Source organism: Subtercola boreus (assembly GCF_003399625.1).
In the GTDB taxonomy this organism is placed as follows: domain Bacteria; phylum Actinomycetota; class Actinomycetes; order Actinomycetales; family Microbacteriaceae; genus Subtercola; species Subtercola boreus_C.
On sequence record NZ_NBXA01000026.1, the window covers coordinates 548,264 to 569,142 of the forward strand.

General features: G+C 69.1%; 16 protein-coding genes. 11 read left to right on the top strand and 5 right to left on the bottom strand.

Annotated features, from left to right (window positions below):
• Window positions 1-40 precede the first annotated feature (40 nt).
• From B7R21_RS16060 to B7R21_RS16100, 9 genes are all read left to right on the top strand, one after another.
• The gene (locus B7R21_RS16060; protein WP_253259855.1) at window positions 41-1,663 is read left to right on the top strand and encodes a phenylacetate--CoA ligase family protein; all 1,623 of its coding nucleotides are present in this window, start codon (window positions 41-43) and stop codon (window positions 1,661-1,663) included.
• Window positions 1,660-2,547 (top strand): hypothetical protein, encoded by an 888-nt coding sequence (locus B7R21_RS16065; RefSeq protein ID WP_116284213.1) that lies wholly within the window; start codon window positions 1,660-1,662, stop codon window positions 2,545-2,547. The genes B7R21_RS16060 and B7R21_RS16065 overlap by 4 nt, the downstream gene beginning before the upstream one ends.
• Complete coding sequence (locus B7R21_RS16070) at window positions 2,544-3,707, top strand: hypothetical protein (protein ID WP_116284214.1); 1,164 nt, start codon at window positions 2,544-2,546, stop codon at window positions 3,705-3,707. The genes B7R21_RS16065 and B7R21_RS16070 overlap by 4 nt, the downstream gene beginning before the upstream one ends.
• Window positions 3,704-5,044, top strand: a complete 1,341-nt coding sequence (locus B7R21_RS16075; protein ID WP_172592217.1) for a hypothetical protein — start codon at window positions 3,704-3,706, stop codon at window positions 5,042-5,044. Before B7R21_RS16070 ends, B7R21_RS16075 begins: the two co-directional genes overlap by 4 nt.
• Window positions 5,041-6,018 (top strand): alpha/beta hydrolase, encoded by a 978-nt coding sequence (locus B7R21_RS16080; protein WP_116284216.1) that lies wholly within the window; start codon window positions 5,041-5,043, stop codon window positions 6,016-6,018. Before B7R21_RS16075 ends, B7R21_RS16080 begins: the two co-directional genes overlap by 4 nt.
• A gap of 86 nt (window positions 6,019-6,104) precedes the next feature.
• Window positions 6,105-6,866 (top strand): DeoR/GlpR family DNA-binding transcription regulator, encoded by a 762-nt coding sequence (locus tag B7R21_RS16085; RefSeq protein WP_116284217.1) that lies wholly within the window; start codon window positions 6,105-6,107, stop codon window positions 6,864-6,866.
• Window positions 6,863-7,834 (top strand): 1-phosphofructokinase family hexose kinase, encoded by a 972-nt coding sequence (locus B7R21_RS16090; protein WP_116284218.1) that lies wholly within the window; start codon window positions 6,863-6,865, stop codon window positions 7,832-7,834. The genes B7R21_RS16085 and B7R21_RS16090 overlap by 4 nt, the downstream gene beginning before the upstream one ends.
• Window positions 7,813-8,274, top strand: coding sequence for a PTS sugar transporter subunit IIA (locus B7R21_RS16095; RefSeq protein ID WP_116284219.1), 462 nt, complete (start codon window positions 7,813-7,815; stop codon window positions 8,272-8,274). Before B7R21_RS16090 ends, B7R21_RS16095 begins: the two co-directional genes overlap by 22 nt.
• Window positions 8,271-9,809, top strand: a complete 1,539-nt coding sequence (locus tag B7R21_RS16100) for a PTS fructose transporter subunit IIC (protein ID WP_116284220.1) — start codon at window positions 8,271-8,273, stop codon at window positions 9,807-9,809. Before B7R21_RS16095 ends, B7R21_RS16100 begins: the two co-directional genes overlap by 4 nt.
• Window positions 9,810-10,030: 221 nt before the next feature.
• Here the strand turns inward: B7R21_RS16100 and B7R21_RS16105 are convergent, their stop codons facing one another.
• From B7R21_RS16105 to B7R21_RS16120, 4 genes are all read right to left on the bottom strand, one after another.
• Window positions 10,031-10,555 (bottom strand): 8-oxo-dGTP diphosphatase, encoded by a 525-nt coding sequence (locus tag B7R21_RS16105; RefSeq protein ID WP_253259856.1) that lies wholly within the window; start codon window positions 10,553-10,555, stop codon window positions 10,031-10,033.
• Between the two features lie 2 nt (window positions 10,556-10,557).
• Entirely contained in the window at window positions 10,558-11,142 is a 585-nt protein-coding gene (locus B7R21_RS16110) for an amino-acid N-acetyltransferase (protein ID WP_116284221.1), read from the bottom strand.
• A 255-nt stretch (window positions 11,143-11,397) separates the two neighbouring features.
• Window positions 11,398-13,887: an ATP-dependent Clp protease ATP-binding subunit gene (locus B7R21_RS16115; protein ID WP_116284222.1), complete on the bottom strand. Its 2,490-nt coding sequence runs from the start codon at window positions 13,885-13,887 to the stop codon at window positions 11,398-11,400.
• A 110-nt stretch (window positions 13,888-13,997) separates the two neighbouring features.
• A complete protein-coding gene (locus B7R21_RS16120) occupies window positions 13,998-16,067 on the bottom strand; it encodes a DUF4214 domain-containing protein (RefSeq protein WP_116284223.1) in 2,070 nt (689 codons plus the stop codon).
• Between the two features lie 116 nt (window positions 16,068-16,183).
• Here B7R21_RS16120 and B7R21_RS16125 point away from each other — a divergent pair, with 116 nt between their 5' ends.
• The gene (locus tag B7R21_RS16125; protein WP_116284224.1) at window positions 16,184-17,995 is read left to right on the top strand and encodes a hypothetical protein; all 1,812 of its coding nucleotides are present in this window, start codon (window positions 16,184-16,186) and stop codon (window positions 17,993-17,995) included.
• Between the two features lie 61 nt (window positions 17,996-18,056).
• Here the strand turns inward: B7R21_RS16125 and B7R21_RS16130 are convergent, their stop codons facing one another.
• Entirely contained in the window at window positions 18,057-19,610 is a 1,554-nt protein-coding gene (locus tag B7R21_RS16130) for a DUF4214 domain-containing protein (RefSeq protein ID WP_116284225.1), read from the bottom strand.
• A 161-nt stretch (window positions 19,611-19,771) separates the two neighbouring features.
• On the opposite strand from B7R21_RS16130, the gene B7R21_RS16135 reads away from it, so the two are divergent.
• Window positions 19,772-20,827 carry a pirin family protein gene (locus B7R21_RS16135; RefSeq protein WP_116284226.1) on the top strand — a complete coding sequence of 352 codons (1,056 nt, stop codon included), beginning with the start codon at window positions 19,772-19,774 and terminating at the stop codon, window positions 20,825-20,827.
• Window positions 20,828-20,879: the final 52 nt, after the last annotated feature.

A 20,879-nucleotide genomic window follows, 5' to 3' on the forward strand; every position in this document is an offset into this window, starting at 1 on the left:
CCCGGGGATGATCGTCGCGGCATTCCCGGGAGGAGATCGCTTGTCCAGGCCGAGTTCCCGGTCGCCCCACCCGCACTACTCGCGGCCGGGGCGGCTGCTTCGCCAAGCGGTGCTGCGCCTTTCGACGGCGATCGTCACAGCGTTCTACGGCGTCTACCGGCTGCACCCCGTGCTCTGGCGTTTCACCGCCCGGCACTACCACCCGTCGTTCGAGCGGTTCGCCCGCTGGAACGCCTGGGCGATCTGCCAGCAGGCCTACCTCGACGTGCCCGCCTATCGCCGGTACCTCGACGAGCACGACTTCGTCTTCGACTGGTGGAACCTGTCGTCGTACCAGCCGACGTCGAAGAAGGAGTACGTCGACCGATACTCGGAGGAGGAGCGCTGCTGGAACGGTGAGATCGTCACCGTCGGAACAGTCGTCGACGAGTCGAGCGGATCCAGCGGCAAGCCCTACAACTGGATGCGCTCCAAAGACGAACTCGACACCGTGCACAAGAACGTTGCCGGCTACATCACCCTCCTGTTCGGCAGTCGCAGGCTCTTCTGCATCAACGCGTTCTCGATGGGGGCCTGGGCGACCGGCACGAACACCGGCCAGGCGATGTCGAAGATCGCGATGGTGAAGAACACCGGGCCGGACATCGACAAGATCGTCGACACGCTGGCGCACTTCGGCCCGGGGTACACCTACCTGATCAGCGCCTATCCTCCTTTTCTGAAGCACCTGCGCGACCGGCTCGACGCCGAGGGGTTCGACTGGGACGCCTATGAGCTCAACGGTTTCGTGGGCGGCGAAGCTCTGACCGAGGGTCTCAGGGACTACATCGAGAAACGCTTCGTGCGGGTGTACTCGGGCTACGGGGCATCCGATCTGACCATCGGGATGGCCGGTGAGAGCGACCTCTCGGTCTGGCTGCGGCGGAGCCTCGTGGCCAACAGCGACCTGCGGGCGCTCGTACTCGGGCCGGATGAGGACCGCACGCCGATGGTGTTCCAGTACAACCCGCTTGAGACATACCTCGAGACGACCGCCGACGGCGAACTGCTGGTGACGCTCAACTCGACCGCGATCATGAGCCCGAAGGTGCGCTACAACATCGGCGACGAGGCGGCGATCGTGACGTTCCCCGAGATGCAGGCGTTGGTCGGGCACTTCCCACGGCTCGCGCTCGCTTTCGAGCGGGCATTCGCGTCGCAGCGCATGAAGTTGCCGTTCGTGCTGCTCTTCGGGCGAAAGGACTCCACGATCTCGTACATGGGAGCCAACATCTATCCGATCGACGTGGAGAACGGGCTGTACCTCGACAATCCGTTCGCCTCCACCATCGAGTCGTTCAAGCTCAGCCTGCTCGACATCGGGGGGCTCGAGCAGCGGCCCGTCATCCACCTGCAGCTGCGCTCCGGCGCAACGCTTGCTCCGGATGACCGGCAGAGGCTCCGCGAGGCGTCAGCGTCGGGCGTGCTGCGGCACCTCGCCAGCGTCTCGCGCGACATCGCCCAGTCGCTCGAGGAGGATCCGACCGCCGCCGACGTGCGCATCGAGGTGCACGACCACGGCACGGGCGTGTTCGAGCACGGGTCGTCGAAGATCAAGAACGTCTACCTGGTGGATGCCGCGGACCGCGGTGGGGTGGGTGCGGAGCGCACCGGACACCGATGAGGACCACCGACTTCTCGCAGACACCGAGACAGGGTCGTGCCGAGGCGATCGTGATCGGGGAGTTCGGCCTGCACGCCGCCGCCGTGTCTCGTCGGTCCCTCGGGGAACTGCGCCGGGCAGAGGGGTATGTCTGGCACCGTGGTTTTCGCCGACAGAGCATCCGGGGGGTGATTGCCCTCTTTTCGTCTCAGGAGAGCGCGGAACTCTACAGAGGCCAGCTACAACGCGCGTCTGGCCACACCCGACTGTTGGTCGCCGACCCGAACGGTTACAGCAACGGAGTGTGGCGCGCCGAAGGCAATGTGATGGCGCACATCCCGACCTTCACCCCCACCTCGGTCGAGGCCGGACACGGAACCCCGGGACCGCCCGTCGCCCACCCCACCGCAGCCGCCCCGGCCACGTCCGCGATCAATCGACACACCGAAAATGGTCGGTATCCTCGCGCCAAACAGACAGTTTTCGGTATATCGATGGGGAAGGCGCCCGCGGAGACGGCGCGCGCGGTGACGGATGCCCGTGCCATGTTCATCGGGGCGACCAAGTATCGCGGGCCGCGGGCACTCGTTCAGTTGTCCCGCACCTGGTATCCGATGGTGGCGCGGATGCAGCCGCTCCGCGGCTACATCTGGCACACCGTGTACTGGGAACCGCCCTTCACCCTCGGAACCCTCGCGTTCTTCGCCACGCGCGACGATCTGCTTTCATTCGCCAGACTTCCGGCCCATCGCACGCTCATGCAGTGGATCACCCGTGACACCAGGAACGGCACGGGTGGGTACATTCGCCTGCACCTCGCCGCCGGCGAGGCCCCCGGGGACGGAACGGCGCCCCCGCCCACCCCGCCGCCACCCGCACCCCGCGCCGACGGGGGCGCCCGATGAGCGTCACCGTCGAGCAGGTCACCACCCGCGCCGCGCTCGCCGAGTTCATCGCCCTGCCGCTCCGGCTCCAGCCGCGGAACCTGGCCGTGCCACTGCTCGAGGCGAGCATCCGATCGTGGTTCACCGGGCGGAGCCCGCATCCGGAGCCCATCGCGCTGCTGCTCGCCCGCGACAGCAGAGGAACCGCGGTCGGCCGCACGACAGCGCACACCGACCGCCGGCTCGATGCGAGACTCGGCGAGCGGTTGCAGCTGTTCGGCGCCACCGATTTTCGCGACGGCGAGGCGGCCGCAGCCCTCTTCGACGAACTCGAGCGGCGGGCCACGGATGAGGGCGCCGCCGCGCTGTTAGGCCCGGTGTCACTGCTGCCGAACCAGGCCGGTGGCGTCATCACCTCGGGATTCGAGGAGCGCGGCTTCGTCGATTCCGCCTGGAACGACGCCCTCACCCCGATCGTCTACGAGGCGGAGGGGTTCGAACGCTGGGGCGAGGCCGACACCTGGATCGTCGAGATGGGCCGGGCACCAGCGACCGCACCCGAGACCGAGGAATGGACTGCGGCGGGCCTCCGCCTCGAGCATGGATCGAAGCGGGAGATGAAACGGCTGATCCCGGAGCTGCTGACGCTCCTGAATGCCTCGTTCGCCCAGCTCCCGTACTACACCGAGATCTCCGCCGCCGAGATGGTTGCGGCAACCGACGGTCTCGCGTTCCTCCTCGACGAGAACCTGCTGCTGTTGGCCCGCGACAAGGCGTCGGGCCGGGCTGTGGCATTCGTGCTGGTCGTTCCCGACATCACCGCATTCGTGCAACGGGTGGGCGGGCGACTGACGCTCATCCGGCAGCTGCAGCTGCTCGCGACCCGGGGAGACTACCGGCGGGATGCGATCCTCGTCATCCAGGGCACGGATCCGGGCAGACAGGGGCAGGGCATCCTGAGCCTGCTGAGCCGCCAGCTGCAGGCCAACCTGGTGGCCGGCGGGTACGGCGCGCTCCGCAGCACCTATGTGGGGCGCGACAATCCCGCGTCGGCGGCACAGTTCACCCGGTTCGGCGGTCGCCCGCTGCACGGCTACACGTTCTACCGGCGCCCCGTGCTGCCGCCGGATGCCCGGGGTGCCGCAGCCCGCACGAACGACCCAGAGGGAGACCACCCGTGACCGACCCGAACTCGATTCGCCTGCTCAAGAGCCTCATCGCGCTGGCGGGGCGGGCGCCGTCGCCGCACAACACCCAGCCGTGGTCGCCGCACATCGTGGGCGGAGCGGGTGGCGGCGACCGTTGTGCCGGGGGCGACCCGGATGGCGGGGGTAGCGGCACCGGCGGCGGCTCGTCCGGCACCGGCGGCGGCTCGTCCGGCACCGGCGGCGGCGGCGCCGTCGAGGTGAGCGTGGTGCCGAGCCGCACCCTGCCGGCCGGCGATCCGAGCTTTCGTGACGTCGTCCTGTCGCTCGGGGCCTGGGTCGAGAGTTTCGCCATCGGCGCCGCCGAGGCGGGGTTCGACACGCGCGTGCAGACCCTCGCACCCCTGGAACGACTCGAGGAACTGCCGCTCTCCGGGCCCGCCGACCCCGCACGCCCGGTGCTGCGCGTCAGCCTCGAAACGGCCGCCCCGCTGAGGGTGCCCGTGCCGCTGGCGGTGCCCGAACCGGGCGCCCCACCCACCACCCAGCGCCCCTTCACCTCCGCCGAGGTTCGCGACAGAGCGGTGTTCCGCGGACGCCTGGTCGGTCATCCGGCGACCTGGGACAACCTCAGCGACGTGGACCTTCCACCGTGGCTCAGCCTCCGGAGGCTCGACGACAGGGCGATGTCGTACCTCAGCCGGCTCGGGATCGCGTTCACCGCATCGCGCCCGAGCGTGGCGAAGGAGCTGCTGCACTGGCTCCGCCTCGACCCCGCGCACCCGCGGTACACCGAAGACGGCATGACCGACGTGATGCTCGGCATCCCGAGCCCACTGGCCCGGCTCGCGACCCCGGCGACACGGTGGCGACGCATCCGGGACCCTCTTCTCGGCGCCGCTGGAATCGTGGGACGCACTGCCGAGTCGCTCGAACGGGCACGCACCCTCCGCCCGCTCTCCCTGTCGCTCGGCGAGAGCGCGTCGGAGTCCGCCACCCACCTGGTGCTCGTCGCGAACGCCCGACTGGCCGCGCTCGACGACTGTCCGCGCGTGACGGCCGCGATGGACAGCCGCATCGGCGTCTCGGAACCCGACGCCCTCGAAGCGGGACGCGTGCTCCAGCGTCTGTGGCTGCACGCGCACCGGCTCGGGCTGGTCGTCTCGCCGCACTCGGAGCTCATCGATTCCCCCCTGGCGCACGGGCTCCTCCGAAAGCGCCTGTCGCTCGGTCGGAGCGATGTGGCCCTGTCGGTCTTCAGCGCCGGAGTGGCATCGTCCGGGGTTCCGCGGTCGCCGCGGCTGACGGACGCCCGCGGACACGGTGCGGCCGGGGCCGGCAGCGGCAGCCACGCCGCCAGCGGCACCCGATGACCGCGATCCCGCGCCGCGTGCGCGCCTGGGGCTGGGTCATGGACCGCTTCCCCTCGATGCACATCGCCACCATGAGCCCGACCGACATCGCCCACAACCAGACCATGCAGCACGTGCCGGCGCTCGCCCGCCGGCTTCTGTTCGGCGCGCGGCACCGGGGGGTGCGGGTGGATGATCGTTTCCTCCCGACCCCGGCCGGAGCCCTGCCCGTGCGCATCTACCGGCCGAAGCCCGGCACTCCCCCCGGCACCGGCCCCCTCCCCGTCGCGCTCTACCTCCACGGCGGCGGCTGGACCCTGTTCGGCGCCCTCGACATGTGCGACTGGCTCCCGAGCCGGGTCGCCGCGGAGCTCGGCGCCATCGTGATCGCGGTCGACTACCGACTCGCCCCGGAGCATCCGTTCCCCGCCGCCGTCGATGACGCGTACAGCGCACTCGAGTGGGCGGCCGCGAACGCCGACGCGCTCGGCGGCGACCCGGATCGCCTTGCGGTGTTCGGCGACAGCGCGGGCGGCAACCTCGCCGCTGTGCTGACACAACTCTCCCGCGATCGCGGCGGCCCACAGATCGCCGCGCAGGGCCTCATCTACCCCGTCACCGACACCACGCTCGACGACCGATCGATGCGGCAGAACGCCGAGAAGCCCGTTCTGCACCAAACGGACATGCGACGATTCTTCGACCTCTATCTGGGCGACGAAGCGGAGGACACCGTGCGATCGGATGCCCGCGCAGCCCCTCTGCGAGCCGAAGACCTGAGCAGGCTTCCGCCTGCCCTGGTGCAGCTCGCCTCCCATGATGTGCTGCGTGATCAGGGAATTCGTTACGCCGAGCGACTGGTTGATGCGGGGGTGCTGACCGAGGTGCAGATCTATCCTGAGGCGACCCACGGCTGGGTCACCTACCCCGGAATCATGGCCGTCTCCCGACGGGCAACGAACGACCTCGTGAGGTTTCTGCGCGCACACACTTGACAACCGGACACAATCGGGGGTAAAACAAACAAAGCAAATATCTGCGATGTTTGTTTCAGATCGAACCCTCGACAACGGAGTCCACCGTGTACGCCACCGAACGCCACCAAGCCATCCTCGATGAGGCGCGTCGAGCTGGTCGCGTCGACGTTCGCGAGCTGAGCGAGAACCTCGCTGTCACACCGGAGACCATCCGCCGCGACCTGACCACGCTCGAACGCCGCGGACTCGTGCAGCGCGCCCACGGCGGAGCGATCCCCGTCGACCGCCTGGGCATCGAACCCGGCATCTCCGACAGGGAGAGCCTGCTCTCGGTCGAGAAGAGCAACATCGCCCGCGCAGCCCTCCAGGAGGTGCCCGACGGCGGATCCATCATCATCGACGCCGGCACCACCACCGTGCGCCTCGCCGAGCTGCTGCCCACCGACCGCGAGCTCACCGTCGTGACGCACTCGCTGCCCGTCGCCCTGCTGCTCTCGACCAAGCCGAACATCGACCTGCACTTTTTGGGCGGCCACATCCGCGGGCGCACGCTCGCAGCCGTCGGACCCTGGATCCAGCAGGCGATCGCCACGGTGTCGGTGGATGTCGCGTTCATCGGCATCAACGGCCTCACGGTCGAGCGCGGCCTCACCACACCCGATCTCGACGAGGCCATCGTGAAGTCCACCCTGGTCGCCGCCGCCCGTCGCGTCGTGGTGCTCGCCGACCACAGCAAGTTCGGCCGGCAGGACTTCGGACTCGTCGCCCCGCTCTCCGCTGTCGACGTCATCATCACCGACCGGGGGCTCGACGGCGAGCTGTACGACGAGATCGTCACCGCCGGCACCGATGTGGTGCGCGCATGATCCTCACCGTCACCGCCAACCCGAGCATCGACGTCACCCTGACGGTCGACACGCTGGTCGTCGGCGAAGTCAACCGGGCCACATCGGTTCGGCGGGATCCTGCGGGCAAAGGCGTGAACGTCTCCCGGGCACTCGCCCTGAACGGCGTCGCGACCACGGCCATTCTGCCCGCCGATGCGGTGAACGGCTACGAGCTCGAACGGATGCTCGCCGCCCACTCCATCACGAGCGTGTCGACGATCATCGCCCAGGCGATCCGCACCAACATCACCGTGGTCGACGGCCTCGGCACCACCAAGCTCAACGAGCCGGGACCGCAGGTGAGCGCCACCGAGCTGGCCCGCCTGACGGCCCTCATCACCGAGCAGCTGAAGCTCGGCCCCGAATGGCTCGTCGGATCGGGCAGCCTGCCCCCGGGCATCCCGAACCACTTCTACAGCGACCTCGCCGAACTCGCCGCCAGCTTCGGTGTGCCGTTTGCGGTCGACACCTCGGGCGAGGCCCTGGAAGTGACCGCGGCGAGCGGCACGGCGACTCTCATGAAGCCGAACCTGGAGGAGCTCGAAGAGCTCTCCGGCCGGGTGCTCGCGACCGTCGGCGATGTGGTCGACGCAGCGCGGCACTTCCTCACCCTGCAGGGCTCGGCGATGCTCGTGAGCCTCGACGCCGATGGCGCGCTGCTGGTGAGCGAGAACGACTTCTGGTGGGCGGGTTCCGAACCCGTCACACCAGTCAGCACGGTCGGCGCCGGTGACAGCGCTCTGGCCGGGTACCTCAGCGTGACCGACGGCACGTTTCCCGCGCGCCTCTCGGCTGCCGTGGCCTGGGGTGCTGCCGCCGTGCAGCTGCCCGGCAGCCAGGCACCCTCCCCCGCCGACATCCATCCGGAGACCGTTCGGCTCATCGAAACCCCACCCCTCACCACCCCCTTAGGAGAACTGACGCTATGGCTTCAAGCACGCCCCTGACAGAGGCAGGACTGGTCATCGTCGACCTGGCCGCCCCGACCAAAGACGAGGCGACGCGGATGCTCGCCACGAAGCTCGCGGAAGCGGGCCGCGTCACCGACCTCGACGGATTCCTTGCCGACGTTCGCGCCCGCGAGGCCCAGATGGCGACCGGGCTTCCCGGCGGCATCGGGATCCCCCACGCCCGCTCCACCCACGTGAACGTGGCGAGCGTCGCCGTGGGCGTCAGCCCCGCCGGTGTCGACTTCGGAGCCGAAGACGGACCCGCGCACCTCATCTTCCTCATCGCCGCACCGGATGGTGCCGACCAGAACCACCTGGTCATCCTCGCCCAGCTTGCCCGCAAGCTCGTGCACGAAGACTTCCGCCAGTCCCTCCGTGACGCCGGCTCCCCTGCCGCCGTCGCCGAGATCGTCACCAGAGAGGTGGTTCTCCCGTGAGAATCGTCGCCGTCACATCCTGCATCGCGGGCATCGCCCACACCTACATGGCCGCTGAGGCCCTCGAGCAGTCCGCGAAGAAGTCGGGCTACCAGATCGATGTCGAAACCCAGGGCGCAGCGGGTTCCAGCCCGCTCTCCGCCGCAACCATCGCCGCGGCCGACGTCGTGATCTTCGCCGCCGACCTCGAGGTGAAGGACAAGGCCCGGTTCGCCGGCAAGCCCACCGTCACGGTCGGGGTCAGCAAGGCACTCGCGGATGCTCCCACGGTCATCCAGCAGGCCGTCGACCTGTTCGCGGCGACGCCGGCAACGCCCGCGGGCACTGCTGCTGCCGGTGCTGCTGCCACCGGCTCCGCCTCTGCCGGCGGCCCGGAGCTCGCCACCAAGGTGCCCAAGGGCGCTGGCATCGGCACGCGCATCCGGCAGTACCTGATGACCGGTGTGTCGTACATGATCCCGTTCGTCGCGGCCGGCGGCCTGCTGATCGCGCTGAGCTTCATCATCGGCGGCTACGAGATCGTGGCGGTCAAGCCCGCCGACATCATCGGCAACTTCAACGCCTTCTCTTCGCACGACTGGGCCGGCCTGATGTTCCTCGTCGGGGCCGCGACCTTCGCCTTCCTCGTGCCGGTGCTCTCGGGCTTCATCGCCTTCGCGATCGCCGACCGACCGGGCATCGCCCCCGGAATCGTGGGCGGTGCCATCGCGCTGACCGTCGGCGCCGGCTTCCTCGGCGGGCTCGTCTCGGGCTTCGTCGCCGGCTTCATCGCCCTCGGGATCAGCCGGATCAAGCTGCCGGCCGCATTCCGTTCGCTGATGCCGGTCATCATCATCCCGCTGCTCGCCACCTTCGCGACCGGCCTGATCATGTTCGTCATCCTCGGCGCCCCGCTCAAGGCGGTCAGCACCGGCCTCAGCGACTGGCTGAACAGCCTGTCGGGCGGGAACCTGGTGCTGCTGGGCATCCTGCTCGGCCTGATGATGGCCTTCGACATGGGTGGCCCCGTCAACAAGGTCGCCTACGCCTTCGCCACCACCGGCCTCGCCTCCGTCGCTCTCGACGGCGACCCGAACTCGGTGCAGTTCAAGGTGATGGCGATCGTGATGGCTGCGGGCATGACCCCGCCGCTCGGACTCGCGCTGGCCACGGTCATCCGCAAGAAGCTGTTCACTCTCGCCGAGCGCGAGAACGGCAAGGCCGCCTGGATCCTGGGTGCGTCGTTCATCACCGAGGGCGCCATCCCGTTCGCCGCGGTCGACCCGCTGCGCGTCATCCCGTCGCTGATGATCGGATCGGGTGTCACGGGCGGACTCGTCGCCGCCTTCGGATCCACGCTCCGCGCCCCGCACGGCGGAATCTGGGTCACACCTCTCGTCGGTGAGCCGCTGCTGTACCTGTTGGCAATCCTGATCGGAACCGTCGTGACGGCGCTGCTCGTGATCGTGGCGAAGAACATCAAGCGGGCGGCGGTTCAGCCTGTCGATTCGCTCGAAGAGGACTACGCGAAGGAGACCGCGGCGGTCAACGCCTGAGTCACGCCCTCGCGCGGCGCCCTGCGGGCCCGGCACCTGCACCCTTCCTTCGGGGAGGCGCGGGTGCCGGGCCCGCTGTCGTCGGTCTGGGGCCGGCCCGGCACGGCTGTGGACGGACGGACGGGGCGATCGTGCGAGCGGGTGGAGCGGAGCGGAGCGGGAGCGGAGCGGGAGCGGGCGGGAGCGGGCGGGAGCGGGCGGGAGCGCGTGAGTGCGGGGCGTCAGGCGAGCGGCAGGTCGCTCGCGGCGACCGTTGCATTGTCGGCCGCGAACGAGAACCAGGCCCGCACCCCGCCGCCGGCGAGAACCGCGGGCAGCCAGTACTTCGCGTCGTCCCACATCAGCTCGAACGGGATCGCGTCGACGGCGAACCACTCCGGTGCAAGCTCATCCGAGGCCACCGGCTCGCCCTCCCAGCGCGTCGCCGTGAACACGGACGACTGCTGGCTCCACGAGCGCCGGTGCGGGAACTCGTAGTCGAGGAATCCGACCTCCCGCAGGTCTGCGGCGGCGACACGGATGCCCGTCTCCTCTTCGACCTCGCGAGCGATCGCCTCGATGGCACTCTCCCCCGGCTCGATCTTCCCGCCCGGCCCGACGAGTCTGCCGATGCCCAGCCCGGTGAGCTTCCGGCCGAGCAGAACCTCGGCCCGGCCATCCGGAGCCTGCCGCAGCAGGTAGCAGACGCACACCTGGTACGGATCAGGATGCCCGGGGTCGGCCGCCCGGCCAGCCACGCCGGCCACGGTCAGAGGTGCTTCAGCATGCGCGTGTTGCCGAGCGTGTTCGGCTTGACGCGGGCCAGGTCGAGGAACTCTGCGACACCCTCGTCGGGCGAGCGCACGAGCTCGGCGTAGACCTCCGGCGCGACCAGCGAGAGCGGCGAGGCGACGAAGTCGTGCCGCTCGAAGAACGAGACTTCGAACGTGAGGCAGAACAGGCGGCTGAGGCCGAGCTCACGGGCATCCGTCTCGATGCGCTCGAGCAGGGCGTGGCCGATCCCCCGGCCGAGGTGCTCGCGGTCGACGGCGAGGGTGCGTACCTCGCCGAGGTCTTCCCAGAACACGTGCAGCGCGCCGCAGCCGACGGGAGTGCCGTTCTCGTCGACGGCGATACGGAACTCCTGCACCGCCTCGTAGAGCACCACCGAATCCTTGCCGAGCAGCACGCGCTCCTGCACCAACGGCTCGGTGAGCTTCTGGATCCACGGGATGTCGCTCGTGCGCGCACGTCGCACCGTGACGCTCCCGCCGCTGCCACTGCCGCGCTCCGCGCTCGCGCCCAGACCTGCGGCGGGGGCGGTGCTGGCGGGGGCGGGCGTCGTGTCGGGCATCCTCCATCTTCCCGCACCCGCCCCCGAACCCAAAAACGCGCCCGCCCGCCGCCAGACGCTGAGTGGTTTTGCGGTGAGCGCGGGCGCGTCTGCCGAAAGCGGCCCGCAGGCCGGCCGCCCTCAGCTGATCGGCCCGCACTCACCGATACCGGCGGTGAGCGAGAGGGTCCCGCGGCGGAGGGCGAGCGTGGGGACGCAGAAGGGCCCGCCCACCGGAGGTGGACGGGCCCTGGGGCAGCCGCGAGGGCTGGAGCGCTAGACCTTGTCGATCGAGATCGCGTCGGCCGCGGTGATCTCCGCGAGCGGCTCGGGCGAGCGGGTCGCGAAGGTGAACTCACCGTCGACGAAGTCCACGGAGATGTGGTCGCCGGCGTTCAGCTCACCCTGCAGGATCCGCTCCGAGAGCCGGTCCTCGATCTCGTTCTGCATCGCACGGCGGAGCGGCCGGGCACCGAGCGACGGGTCGAACCCGACCTCGATGAGGCGCTCCTTCGCCGGCAGCGCCAGTTCGATCGTGAGGTCGCGATCGAGCAGACGGTCGCGGAGACGCCCGATGAACAGGTCGACGATCTGCAGCAGCTCGTCTTTCGACAGCTGCGGGAACACGATCGTGTCGTCGACGCGGTTCAGGAACTCGGGCTTGAAGTGCTTCTTCAGCTCCTCGTTGACCTTGCCCTTCATGCGGTCGTACGACGTCGAGACGTTCGTGGTCGATTGGAAACCGATCGGCGAACCGGTGATGTCCTTCGTGCCGAGGTTCGTGGTCATGATGATCACGGTGTTCTTGAAGTCGACCACTCGGCCCTGGCCATCGGTCAACCGGCCCTCTTCCAGGATCTGGAGGAGCGAGTTGAAGATGTCGGGGTGCGCCTTCTCGATCTCGTCGAACAGCACCACGGAGAAGGGCTTGCGGCGAACCTTCTCGGTGAGCTGGCCGCCCTCTTCGAATCCGACGAACCCGGGAGGGGCACCGAACAGGCGGGAGACGGTGTGCTTCTCGCCGTACTCACTCATGTCGAGCGAGATCAGGGCGTTCTCGTCGTCGAACAGGAACTCCGCGAGCGCCTTGGCGAGCTCCGTCTTACCGACACCCGTGGGGCCGGCGAAGATGAACGAGCCCGAGGGGCGCTTCGGGTCCTTCAGGCCCGACCGCGTGCGGCGGATCGTGCGGGAGAGAGCCGCGATGGCCTCCTCCTGCCCGATGACGCGCTCGTGCAGCGCCTTCTCCATGAACATGAGCCGGGAGGACTCCTCCTCCGTGAGCTTGAAGACCGGGATGCCCGTGGCCTGGGCCAGCACCTCGGCGATCAGCCCCTCGTCGACGATGCCCGACGCCTTGACGTCACCCGACTTCCACTTCTTCTCGAGACGCAGACGCTCGCCGAGGAGGTTCTTCTCCTCGTCGCGGAGCGACGCGGCCTTCTCGAAGTCCTGCTCCTCGATCGCAGCCTCCTTGCGACCACGGACGGTCGCGATGCGCTCGTCGAACTCACGGAGCTCCGGCGGGGCCGAGAGGATCGAGAGGCGGAGGCGCGCGCCGGCCTCGTCGATCAGGTCGATGGCCTTGTCGGGCAGGAAGCGGTCGGCGACGTAGCGGTCGGCGAGGTTCGCCGCAGCCACGATGGCGCCGTCGGTGATCGACACCTTGTGGAACGCCTCGTACTTGTCGCGGAGCCCCTTCAGGATGTTGATCGTGTGGGGCAGGTTCGGCTCCGCCACCTGGATGGGCTGGAACCGGCGCTCGAGCGCCGCATCCTTCTCGAAGTGCTTGCGGTACTCGTCGAGCGTGGTCGCACCGATCGTCTGCAGCTCACCGCGGGCGAGCAGCGGCTTCAGGATGCTCGCCGCATCGATCGCGCCTTCGGCAGCACCGGCACCGACGAGCGTGTGGATCTCGTCGATGAAGGTGATGATGTCGCCGCGGGTGCGGATCTCCTTCGTGACCTTCTTCAGGCGCTCCTCGAAGTCACCGCGGTACCGTGAACCGGCGATGAGGGATCCGAGGTCGAGCGTGTAGAGCTGCTTGTCCTTCAGGGTCTCCGGAACATCGCCGCGCACGATCGCCTGGGCGAGGCCCTCGACGACCGCGGTCTTGCCCACGCCGGGCTCACCGATGAGAACAGGGTTGTTCTTCGAGCGGCGGGACAGGATCTGCATGACCCGCTCGATCTCCTTCTCGCGCCCGATGACCGGGTCGAGCTTGTTGTCGCGCGCTGCCTGCGTGAGGTTGCGGCCGAACTGGTCGAGGATCTGAGACCCCTTGTCGGGAGCCTGGTCGTTGCCACCGACGGCGACGGCCTCCTTGCCCTGGTACCCCGAGAGCAGCTGGATGACCTGCTGGCGTACCCGGTTCAGGTCGGCGCCGAGCTTCACGAGCACCTGCGCGGCGACGCCCTCACCCTCGCGGATGAGCCCGAGCAGGATGTGCTCGGTGCCGATGTAGTTGTGGCCGAGCTGCAGGGCCTCGCGGAGCGACAGTTCGAGCACCTTCTTCGCGCGCGGCGTGAAGGGGATGTGGCCGGTGGGCTGCTGCTGGCCCTGGCCGATGATGTCCTGCACCTGCTCGCGCACAGCGTCGAGCGAGATGCCGAGCGACTCGAGCGCCTTCGCAGCGACGCCTTCACCCTCGTGGATCAGCCCGAGCAGGATGTGCTCGGTGCCGATGTAGTTGTGGTTGAGCATCTTGGCCTCTTCTTGGGCCAAAACGACGACGCGACGGGCACGGTCGGTAAATCTCTCAAACATGCTGACTCCTCAGGCACCGGGGCAGTGACGGTAACCGGTAGATAAATGCTAACGACGAGTCCCGGGCCTCGGGGCTCTGTTCGCCCTCGGCATAGCGGGAGTCGACCCTGCTACTGCTGGATGTAGCGTGCCGCAGCCCGTGCGCGATACTCGTCGCTCGACGTGAGCCCGGCCCGCAGTCCCGAATCGCCGATCGCGAGGGCGACCCCGACCCAGGTGGCCAGCCCACCGGCATCCGGAACCCGGCCGAGGTACGACGCGTACATCGCACTCACGCGGCCGGCGATCGTCTCCCGTGAGTCCCAGAACTGCGCGACGACCCAGGCGCGCCCGTGCAGCGCAACGAGACGGCTCCAGAAGGCGGTCTCGGATGCGCCCGCACTCCGGCCGAGAAGGGTCGAATAGAGCGCCCCGACGAAACCCTGGTCGGTGTTGCCGTGCGTCTGGTACCACTCGGCCGACGCGTAGAAGGAGGTCTCGATGTCGTCGGTGGTGATAGTGCCCTGCTGCATCCAGCGCAGCCAGTCGGCCCGCCCCGCGGGGTCGGCTCCCCGCCCGAGGATCGACTGGTAGGCCGCGTCGATGCGAAGCAGCCGGTATTCGTCACTCTCCACGAACGAGCGGGCGATGGTCGACGACGTGCTGAGTCCGGAATCGAGCCTGCTCACCCAGAACGAGGCTTCGGGCTGGGAGGGCCTTCTGTGCAGGTAGTCCCAGTAGAGGGCGTAGACATCCGGGACGCTCGGGCTCGAGCGCGGAAAGCCCGTGACGACCGACGGCAGAACCGCATCGGCCGTGGCGGTGCCCGACTCGGTCAGGGTGAAGATGGCCGACGTCGCCTGGTGGCCGACGGAAGCGTCCGGGCTGTGAGAGGTCACCTGCACCTCGTACTCCGCTCCCGGGAGCACCCCGTCGATGCGGAAGCTGCCGTCGGCGGCCGGCGGGGCGATCTTCCTGATGCCCCCGAACGCGTTCGCGGGCGAATTGCGAGCGAGGAGCTCCAGATCGAGGAACGCGGGATCCACAGGTGTCGCACACTGCTCGCAGGAGATGTGCCCTGTCACCGTTGCCGTGTAGACGAGGGCCTGGTTCGCGAGGAAGAACGCCCGGGCGGGAAGCGACGTGCGCACACCGTACGGGGGCGACGCCGCACTGTCGCCGAGCCAGGCCGCGGCCTTGCGGCCGGTCGGCGAGGTGTATTCGAACCTCAGCGCGTAGTCGCCGCCGACCAGCCCGTCCATCGCCCACTCGCCCCGGCTGTTCGCAGTGGCAGTCGCCACGATGCTGCTGTACTGGCTGTCGGCGTCGAGCAGGTACGCCGCCACTGTTGCTCCCGCGGCCACTGACGCAGAATGGTCGCTGGTCGCTGCCATCGAGACAACCCCTCCGAGCCGCGCCGCATCCCCCGATCCGCCATGGGCGGTGACGACGGCGGGCGCACCGACCGACAGGCTCACATCGGCGGAGAGCGTCTGGGCTGCGGCCACCGTGAAACTGCCGGAGGTGGTCAGTGGAGCGATCGCAGCGGCGCCGTCGTAGCGCACGGCGATCTGGTACCCGCCGCCGCGCTTCCACGGCAGCACATCGGGGAACGAGTACCGGCCCGTGGCATCGGGGTGCACCATCGAGACGCTGTTGGCCGCTCCGTTCGACTGGTCGGCGATGAGATGCACCTCGAGTTCCGATGCAGGAGGGAGTGTGCATCCCGCGCACCGGATGATCCCCGAAACGGCGCCGGGCACGCCGATGGTCGCGTCAGCGACGGCCTCCGCCGACGCGCTCACGTACAGGTCGGTGCCATGGGGCGTGAAGGTCGGATCGTTGTCCTCCTCGTACCACCTCGAGGTCGGATGCCCGAAGACGTCGGGCACATCGAACTTCAGATCCACCTCGTCGGGAAGCCCCTTCAGTACGTAATGGCCCTTCGCATCCGTCACCGTCGTCGTCTTCGACAGCACCGTGTCGTGGAAGCGGTCGGTGAAATCGAATTCGTACGCCGTCACGGTTGCACCGCCGATCACGTGGTTCTTCGCCCGGTCACCATCGGGTGACACCGCGGTGAGGGTGCCCTGCACCGTGCCGGTGCGTGCCGTCGCCGCGGGGGAAGCCGCCGCGGGTGTGGCCAGGCCAGCCGAAGCGAGCAGGGCGACGATGACTCCGACGGCGAAGGACCTCTTCATGGACAACCCCCGAAAGCACCCCTGTGTGCCGACGTCCCGGCCTGACAAAAGCTATCACGGCGACAGGCCTATGCTGAGGAGGTTCATTGTCGAACGCGAACCATCAGGGGGAACAAGTGACATCACGTCCGCGCTCCGTGCGCACCATCCTCGCCGCAGCGCTCGTGCTCGGCCTCGCCGCAGTCGGGCTCGGCGCCGCATCGCCCGCCTCGGCGAACACCGGTTTCCCGTCGAGCAGCCCGGTCACGCCCCTCGCCGGGCACGAGATCGACACCGGTGGGATCGTGCTCGAGTTCGACCCCGCCGAGGCGGGGCTCACCGTGGCCGTGACCACGCCGGATCCGGCCGACTCGACCGCCGTGTCGACCGTGACCGGCGAGATCGGGGCCGACGGGTCGGTCACCCTCCGCGACTTCGCCGGACCGACCGCGGTCTACCTCCGGTCGGCCGACGGGCAGGTCCACGAACGGGGCGGGGCGCCGCTGCCCGGCACATTCGCCCACCGCCAGGCAGCGAGCATCTACCGCGGGGTGACCTCGACGTACACGTACCAGTCGAGTGACGACACGTTCCAGTACCACTTCGATAGCAACGTCGCGCCGAAACCGCCGGCCACGTCTGCTGACGTACTGGCGCAGATCCCGACAACGCACTTCACCGTCTCTGCTGACCCCCAGGGCCCCGGCGACACGACCCTGCTGAGTTTCACCGATGTGAGCCCCAACGGGGTCGGTAACCCCGGCTACACCGACGACCTCAGGAGCTACGCCTACGACGCCCCCGAGGGGGCCTACTACGGCGCGCCCGAAGCTGTCGGCGGCACCCCCTTGCGGAACGGCCGGTACCTGATCCAGGTGCCGGGGAAGTTCTCCTACGGCCGGCACGTCGTCGCCTCCTTCGACAAGTACGGTCGCCTGGCGACCGTCACCTCGGTCGGGGATGCCTCGCTGCCGAAGGCTCCGGACGGCTCGAGTGCCGCCGCGCATCCGCTCGACACCGGCACACTGCTGCTGCAACTGGACGGCTACCCGTTCGGCACTCTCGTCACCTCGACCGTCGCCGATCCGACCGCGCCGGGCACCTCCAGCGTCGTGAGCGCGACCGCCACCCCCGGCGGGCTGGTCGCCCTGGTGAACTTCGCCGGCTACGTGCGCATCGACATCGGGGGCCCGAGCGGTGACGACAACCAGAACCCGGCGACCTTCCGTGCCGACGTGAACATCTACCGCGGCCAGACGGTGCTCTACGGCTACCCGAGCGTGTCGAACACGAGCTCGAACCCGTTCGGCCTTCTGGGCCCGATTCCTGCCCCGGCCATCCCGGCCACAGCCGCCGAGGCGGAGCAGTTGACGCCGATCGCCACGTCGACCGTTTCGCCGACGACGTGGGATGCCGGCGCCGACCTGCCCCTCGCCGTCACGGATGTCGCGCCGACCTCGATCATCCCGAACGACTCGTTCACCGTGGCGAACTATGTCTACGGCGCTCCCGAGTCGCTCGGCTCGTCGACGATCTACCTGATGCAGCTGGAGGGCGGGACGGGCTACTCGTACTCGTTCACGGTGCCCGGGCAGTACACCTCGGGCGGAACGGTCGCGGCCTCGTTCGACCAGTTCGGACGCCTCGTGACGCTCGACCGGCTCGACCAGTCGAGTGTGCCGCCGACGTCGACCCCGACGCCCGGTCCGACTGTTCCGTCGACCGATCCCGCCGTTCCGACGCCGGGCGCGACTCCCGGTGCGTCAGCGCTGCCCGGAACGCCGTCCGAGACTCCGGATGCCGCCGGCCAGACGGCCACGGGACTCGCGAACACGGGCCGGAGCGACCTCGCCCCCGCCGGCATCGCGGCCGGACTGCTCTTCGGCACGGGCCTCGCCGGGCTGATCGTCGCGAGTCGCCGCCGCCGGGCATCCAGAACCCGCCACTGACACGTGCACACAAAGCGGGCGGGGCCGAATCGGCACCGCCCGCTTTTTGTGCTCCCGAGGGTCAGACGCCGAAGCGGTACTGCGCCCGGTTGACGTACTCGGCGTTGCCCGAGAGACCGGAGCGGAGGCCCGAGTCGCCGAGCTGGAGCGCCGTTCCGACCCAGTTGGCGAGGCCCGCCGGGTCGGGAGTGCGTCCGAGGTAGGAGGCGTACATGAGGCTGACGCGCTCGGAGATGGTCTCGGTCGAGTCCCAGAACTGCGCGATCACCCAGGCACGACCGTTCTGCGCGATGAGCCTCGACCAGAAGGACACGTCGGCTGAGGATGCGTCGCGGTGCAGCAGGGTCGTGTAGATGGCCTGCACGAAGGAGGCGTTCGAGCCGCCCTGCTTGTCGAAGTACTCCTGTGAGGCGTAGAACGAGGTCTCGATGTCGTCGGTTGTGATGAGGCCCTGCTGCATCCAGCGCAGCCAGTCCGCTCGCCCACCCGCGTCGGGCCCGCGACCGAGGATCTTCGAGTACGCGGCATCGATCCGGATCAGACGGTATTCGTCACTGGTCACGAAGCCGGTGGAGACCGCGCCGAGTCCGGCGCCGCCCGCGAACTGGCGGTTCCAGAAGACGATGTCGGCCTGGGCGGGTGAACGCGACAGGAAGTCCCAGTAGAGCGCGTTGACGAAGGCGTTCGTGCCGTTGGAGACCCCGCCGACCGCGGCGATCAGCCTGGTCACGATGGTGTCGCGGCGGATGCTCTGGTTCGCGCCGATGCTGAAGGAATCCGAACTCGACACGGCCTCGTACGAGGGGTTCGCGTCGTTGATCGCGAAGACGGCGTAGTCCGAGTAGGGCAGCACGAATGCCGCGCTGTACTGCCCCGCGGTGTCCCAGCCGAGCTGCAGCACCGGGTGGTACTTGTTGTCGGAGTCGAGCCGCACAGCGAGGAACAGGTCGATGTCGGATGTCGCCGGCGCCGTCTGCCGGTCGCCGGTGGAGACCCGACCACCCAGCGTGCCGGTCGGCTGCAGGAGCTGCGTCACCGTGAGCGTCTGGCTGCCGGTGAGGCTGACCGCCTTGTTTCCGAACGGGTTGGTCGCCGTGGCTCCCCACCACATCGATGTGGCGCCGGCCGGGTCGCCGTCGTAGAAGAAGGAGACGTAGTAGAGGCCGTCGGGAAGACCGGTGATCGAGAACGCTCCTGTGCCGGTCGACAGCACATCGGTGTTTGCGATCGTCTTGTCGTTCGAGTCGACCTGGGTCGCTGTGACGATCACACCGGCGACGGGCTTTCCGGGTGCATTGGCACCCACCGTGACGGTGCCGGAGATGGTGACGGATCCGTTGGCGCGCGAGACCTGTGACTGGTCGGTCGACGCCTGCCGTGCGGCCGCGGGAAGGGCGGCTGTGGCCGGAGCGGGAGGTGCGGCAGGATGCGCGGGGTCGAGCGTCGGCAGAGCATCCGCTGCGAACGGCAGAGCGTCTGTCGAGACGGCCGACACGTTCGTCGCACCCGAGACGGCGGGCAGCGAACCCGACGCATTCGATGCCATCGCCGGCGTCGCCGCGAACACCGATCCGACGACGACAAGAGCGGCCACAGCCGCAGTGAAAATCTTCACGTTCCCCTACTCACAATTCTGTGTGCCGGCCCCCGGCAGTTGGCCCGAACCTATCAGACGCCGTGGGCCTTTCGGCTGTAACGCGCTACCGGTTCACACAACGCAGGTGTACCCGCGCGAGAGACATTGGCCGACACCCACCCGCCGGTTACGCTGGAGCGGTGAGCAACCTGGAACGGCACCCGAGCGAGATCCTGGAGTGTTCCGGCGGCTCCGCGGATGCGTCCCCGGTGCGGCTGCAGATCCTCACGCCCCGCGAAGTTCCGCTCGGCGGGCCGCGCGCGATGACCGTCCGGCGCACCCTGCCCAGTAGACAGCGGAGCCTGATCGGCGCGTGGTGCTTCCTCGACCACTACGGGCCGGAGCCGGTCGCCTCCTCGGGCGGGATGCGGGTGCCGCCGCATCCGCACACCGGGCTCCAGACCGTGTCCTGGTTGTTCGAAGGGGAGATCGAGCATCGCGACAGTGTGGGCAGCCACGCAATTGTGCGTCCGGGCGAACTCAACCTGATGACGGCGGGGCGTGGGATCAGCCACTCCGAGGTGTCGACACCGGCCACGAAGGTGCTGCACGGGGCGCAGCTCTGGGTCGCGCTGCCCGACGCCTCCCGGCACATGCCGCCCGCCTTCGAGAGCCAGGCCGCCCGGCGCGTGCGGGTCGGCGATGCCGAGGTTCAGGTCTTCATGGGTTCGCTCGCCGGCGTCTCGGCCGACGCCACCCTCTTCAGCCCGCTGGTGGCCGCCCAGCTCGACCTGCCCGCGGGCGGGGTGGTCGAGCTCGGCGTCGAGGCCGGTTTCGAGCACGGCATCCTGGTCGATTCGGGCGAGGTGAGCATCCGCGGGTCGCTGGCGGGCGGCGAGACGTCGGCTCCGGATGCCGGCACCTCCGTTCAGGCGCACGAACTGGCCTACCTGCCCACCGGATGCACGGGCATCCGGATCGCCGCGGGCGACACCGCCGTCCGACTGCTGCTCATCGGCGGGGAGCCGCTGGGTGAGAAGATCCTGATGTGGTGGAACTTCGTCGGACGCACCCACGACGAGGTCGTCGGCTATCGGGCGGCCTGGCAGGCCGAGGCGATCGGAGTCGGCGGGCCGCCGCCGCCCGGAACCGAGCAGCTCTTCACGGCGCGCGTCGCCGGCGCGACCCGCGACAACGAGGGCTCACCCCTGCCCGCGCCAGAGCTGCCGACCGTGCGGCTGAAGCCCCGCGACTGACCCCGCGCCCTGCAACGCACTGCCGCGCCCTGCGCCGCCCTGCGCCGCCCTG

What these genes read in the sequence shown, in the direction of transcription:
- B7R21_RS16065 (WP_116284213.1), top strand. Translation starts at nt 1,660, where the DNA reads ATGAGGACCACCGACTTCTCGCAGACACCGAGACAGGGTCGTGCCGAG.
- B7R21_RS16070 (WP_116284214.1), top strand. Translation starts at nt 2,544, where the DNA reads ATGAGCGTCACCGTCGAGCAGGTCACCACCCGCGCCGCGCTCGCCGAG.
- B7R21_RS16080 (WP_116284216.1), top strand. Translation starts at nt 5,041, where the DNA reads ATGACCGCGATCCCGCGCCGCGTGCGCGCCTGGGGCTGGGTCATGGAC.
- B7R21_RS16090 (WP_116284218.1), top strand. Translation starts at nt 6,863, where the DNA reads ATGATCCTCACCGTCACCGCCAACCCGAGCATCGACGTCACCCTGACG.
- B7R21_RS16095 (WP_116284219.1), top strand. Translation starts at nt 7,813, where the DNA reads ATGGCTTCAAGCACGCCCCTGACAGAGGCAGGACTGGTCATCGTCGAC.
- B7R21_RS16110 (WP_116284221.1), bottom strand. Translation starts at nt 11,142, where the DNA reads ATGCCCGACACGACGCCCGCCCCCGCCAGCACCGCCCCCGCCGCAGGT.
- B7R21_RS16115 (WP_116284222.1), bottom strand. Translation starts at nt 13,887, where the DNA reads ATGTTTGAGAGATTTACCGACCGTGCCCGTCGCGTCGTCGTTTTGGCC.
- B7R21_RS16120 (WP_116284223.1), bottom strand. Translation starts at nt 16,067, where the DNA reads ATGAAGAGGTCCTTCGCCGTCGGAGTCATCGTCGCCCTGCTCGCTTCG.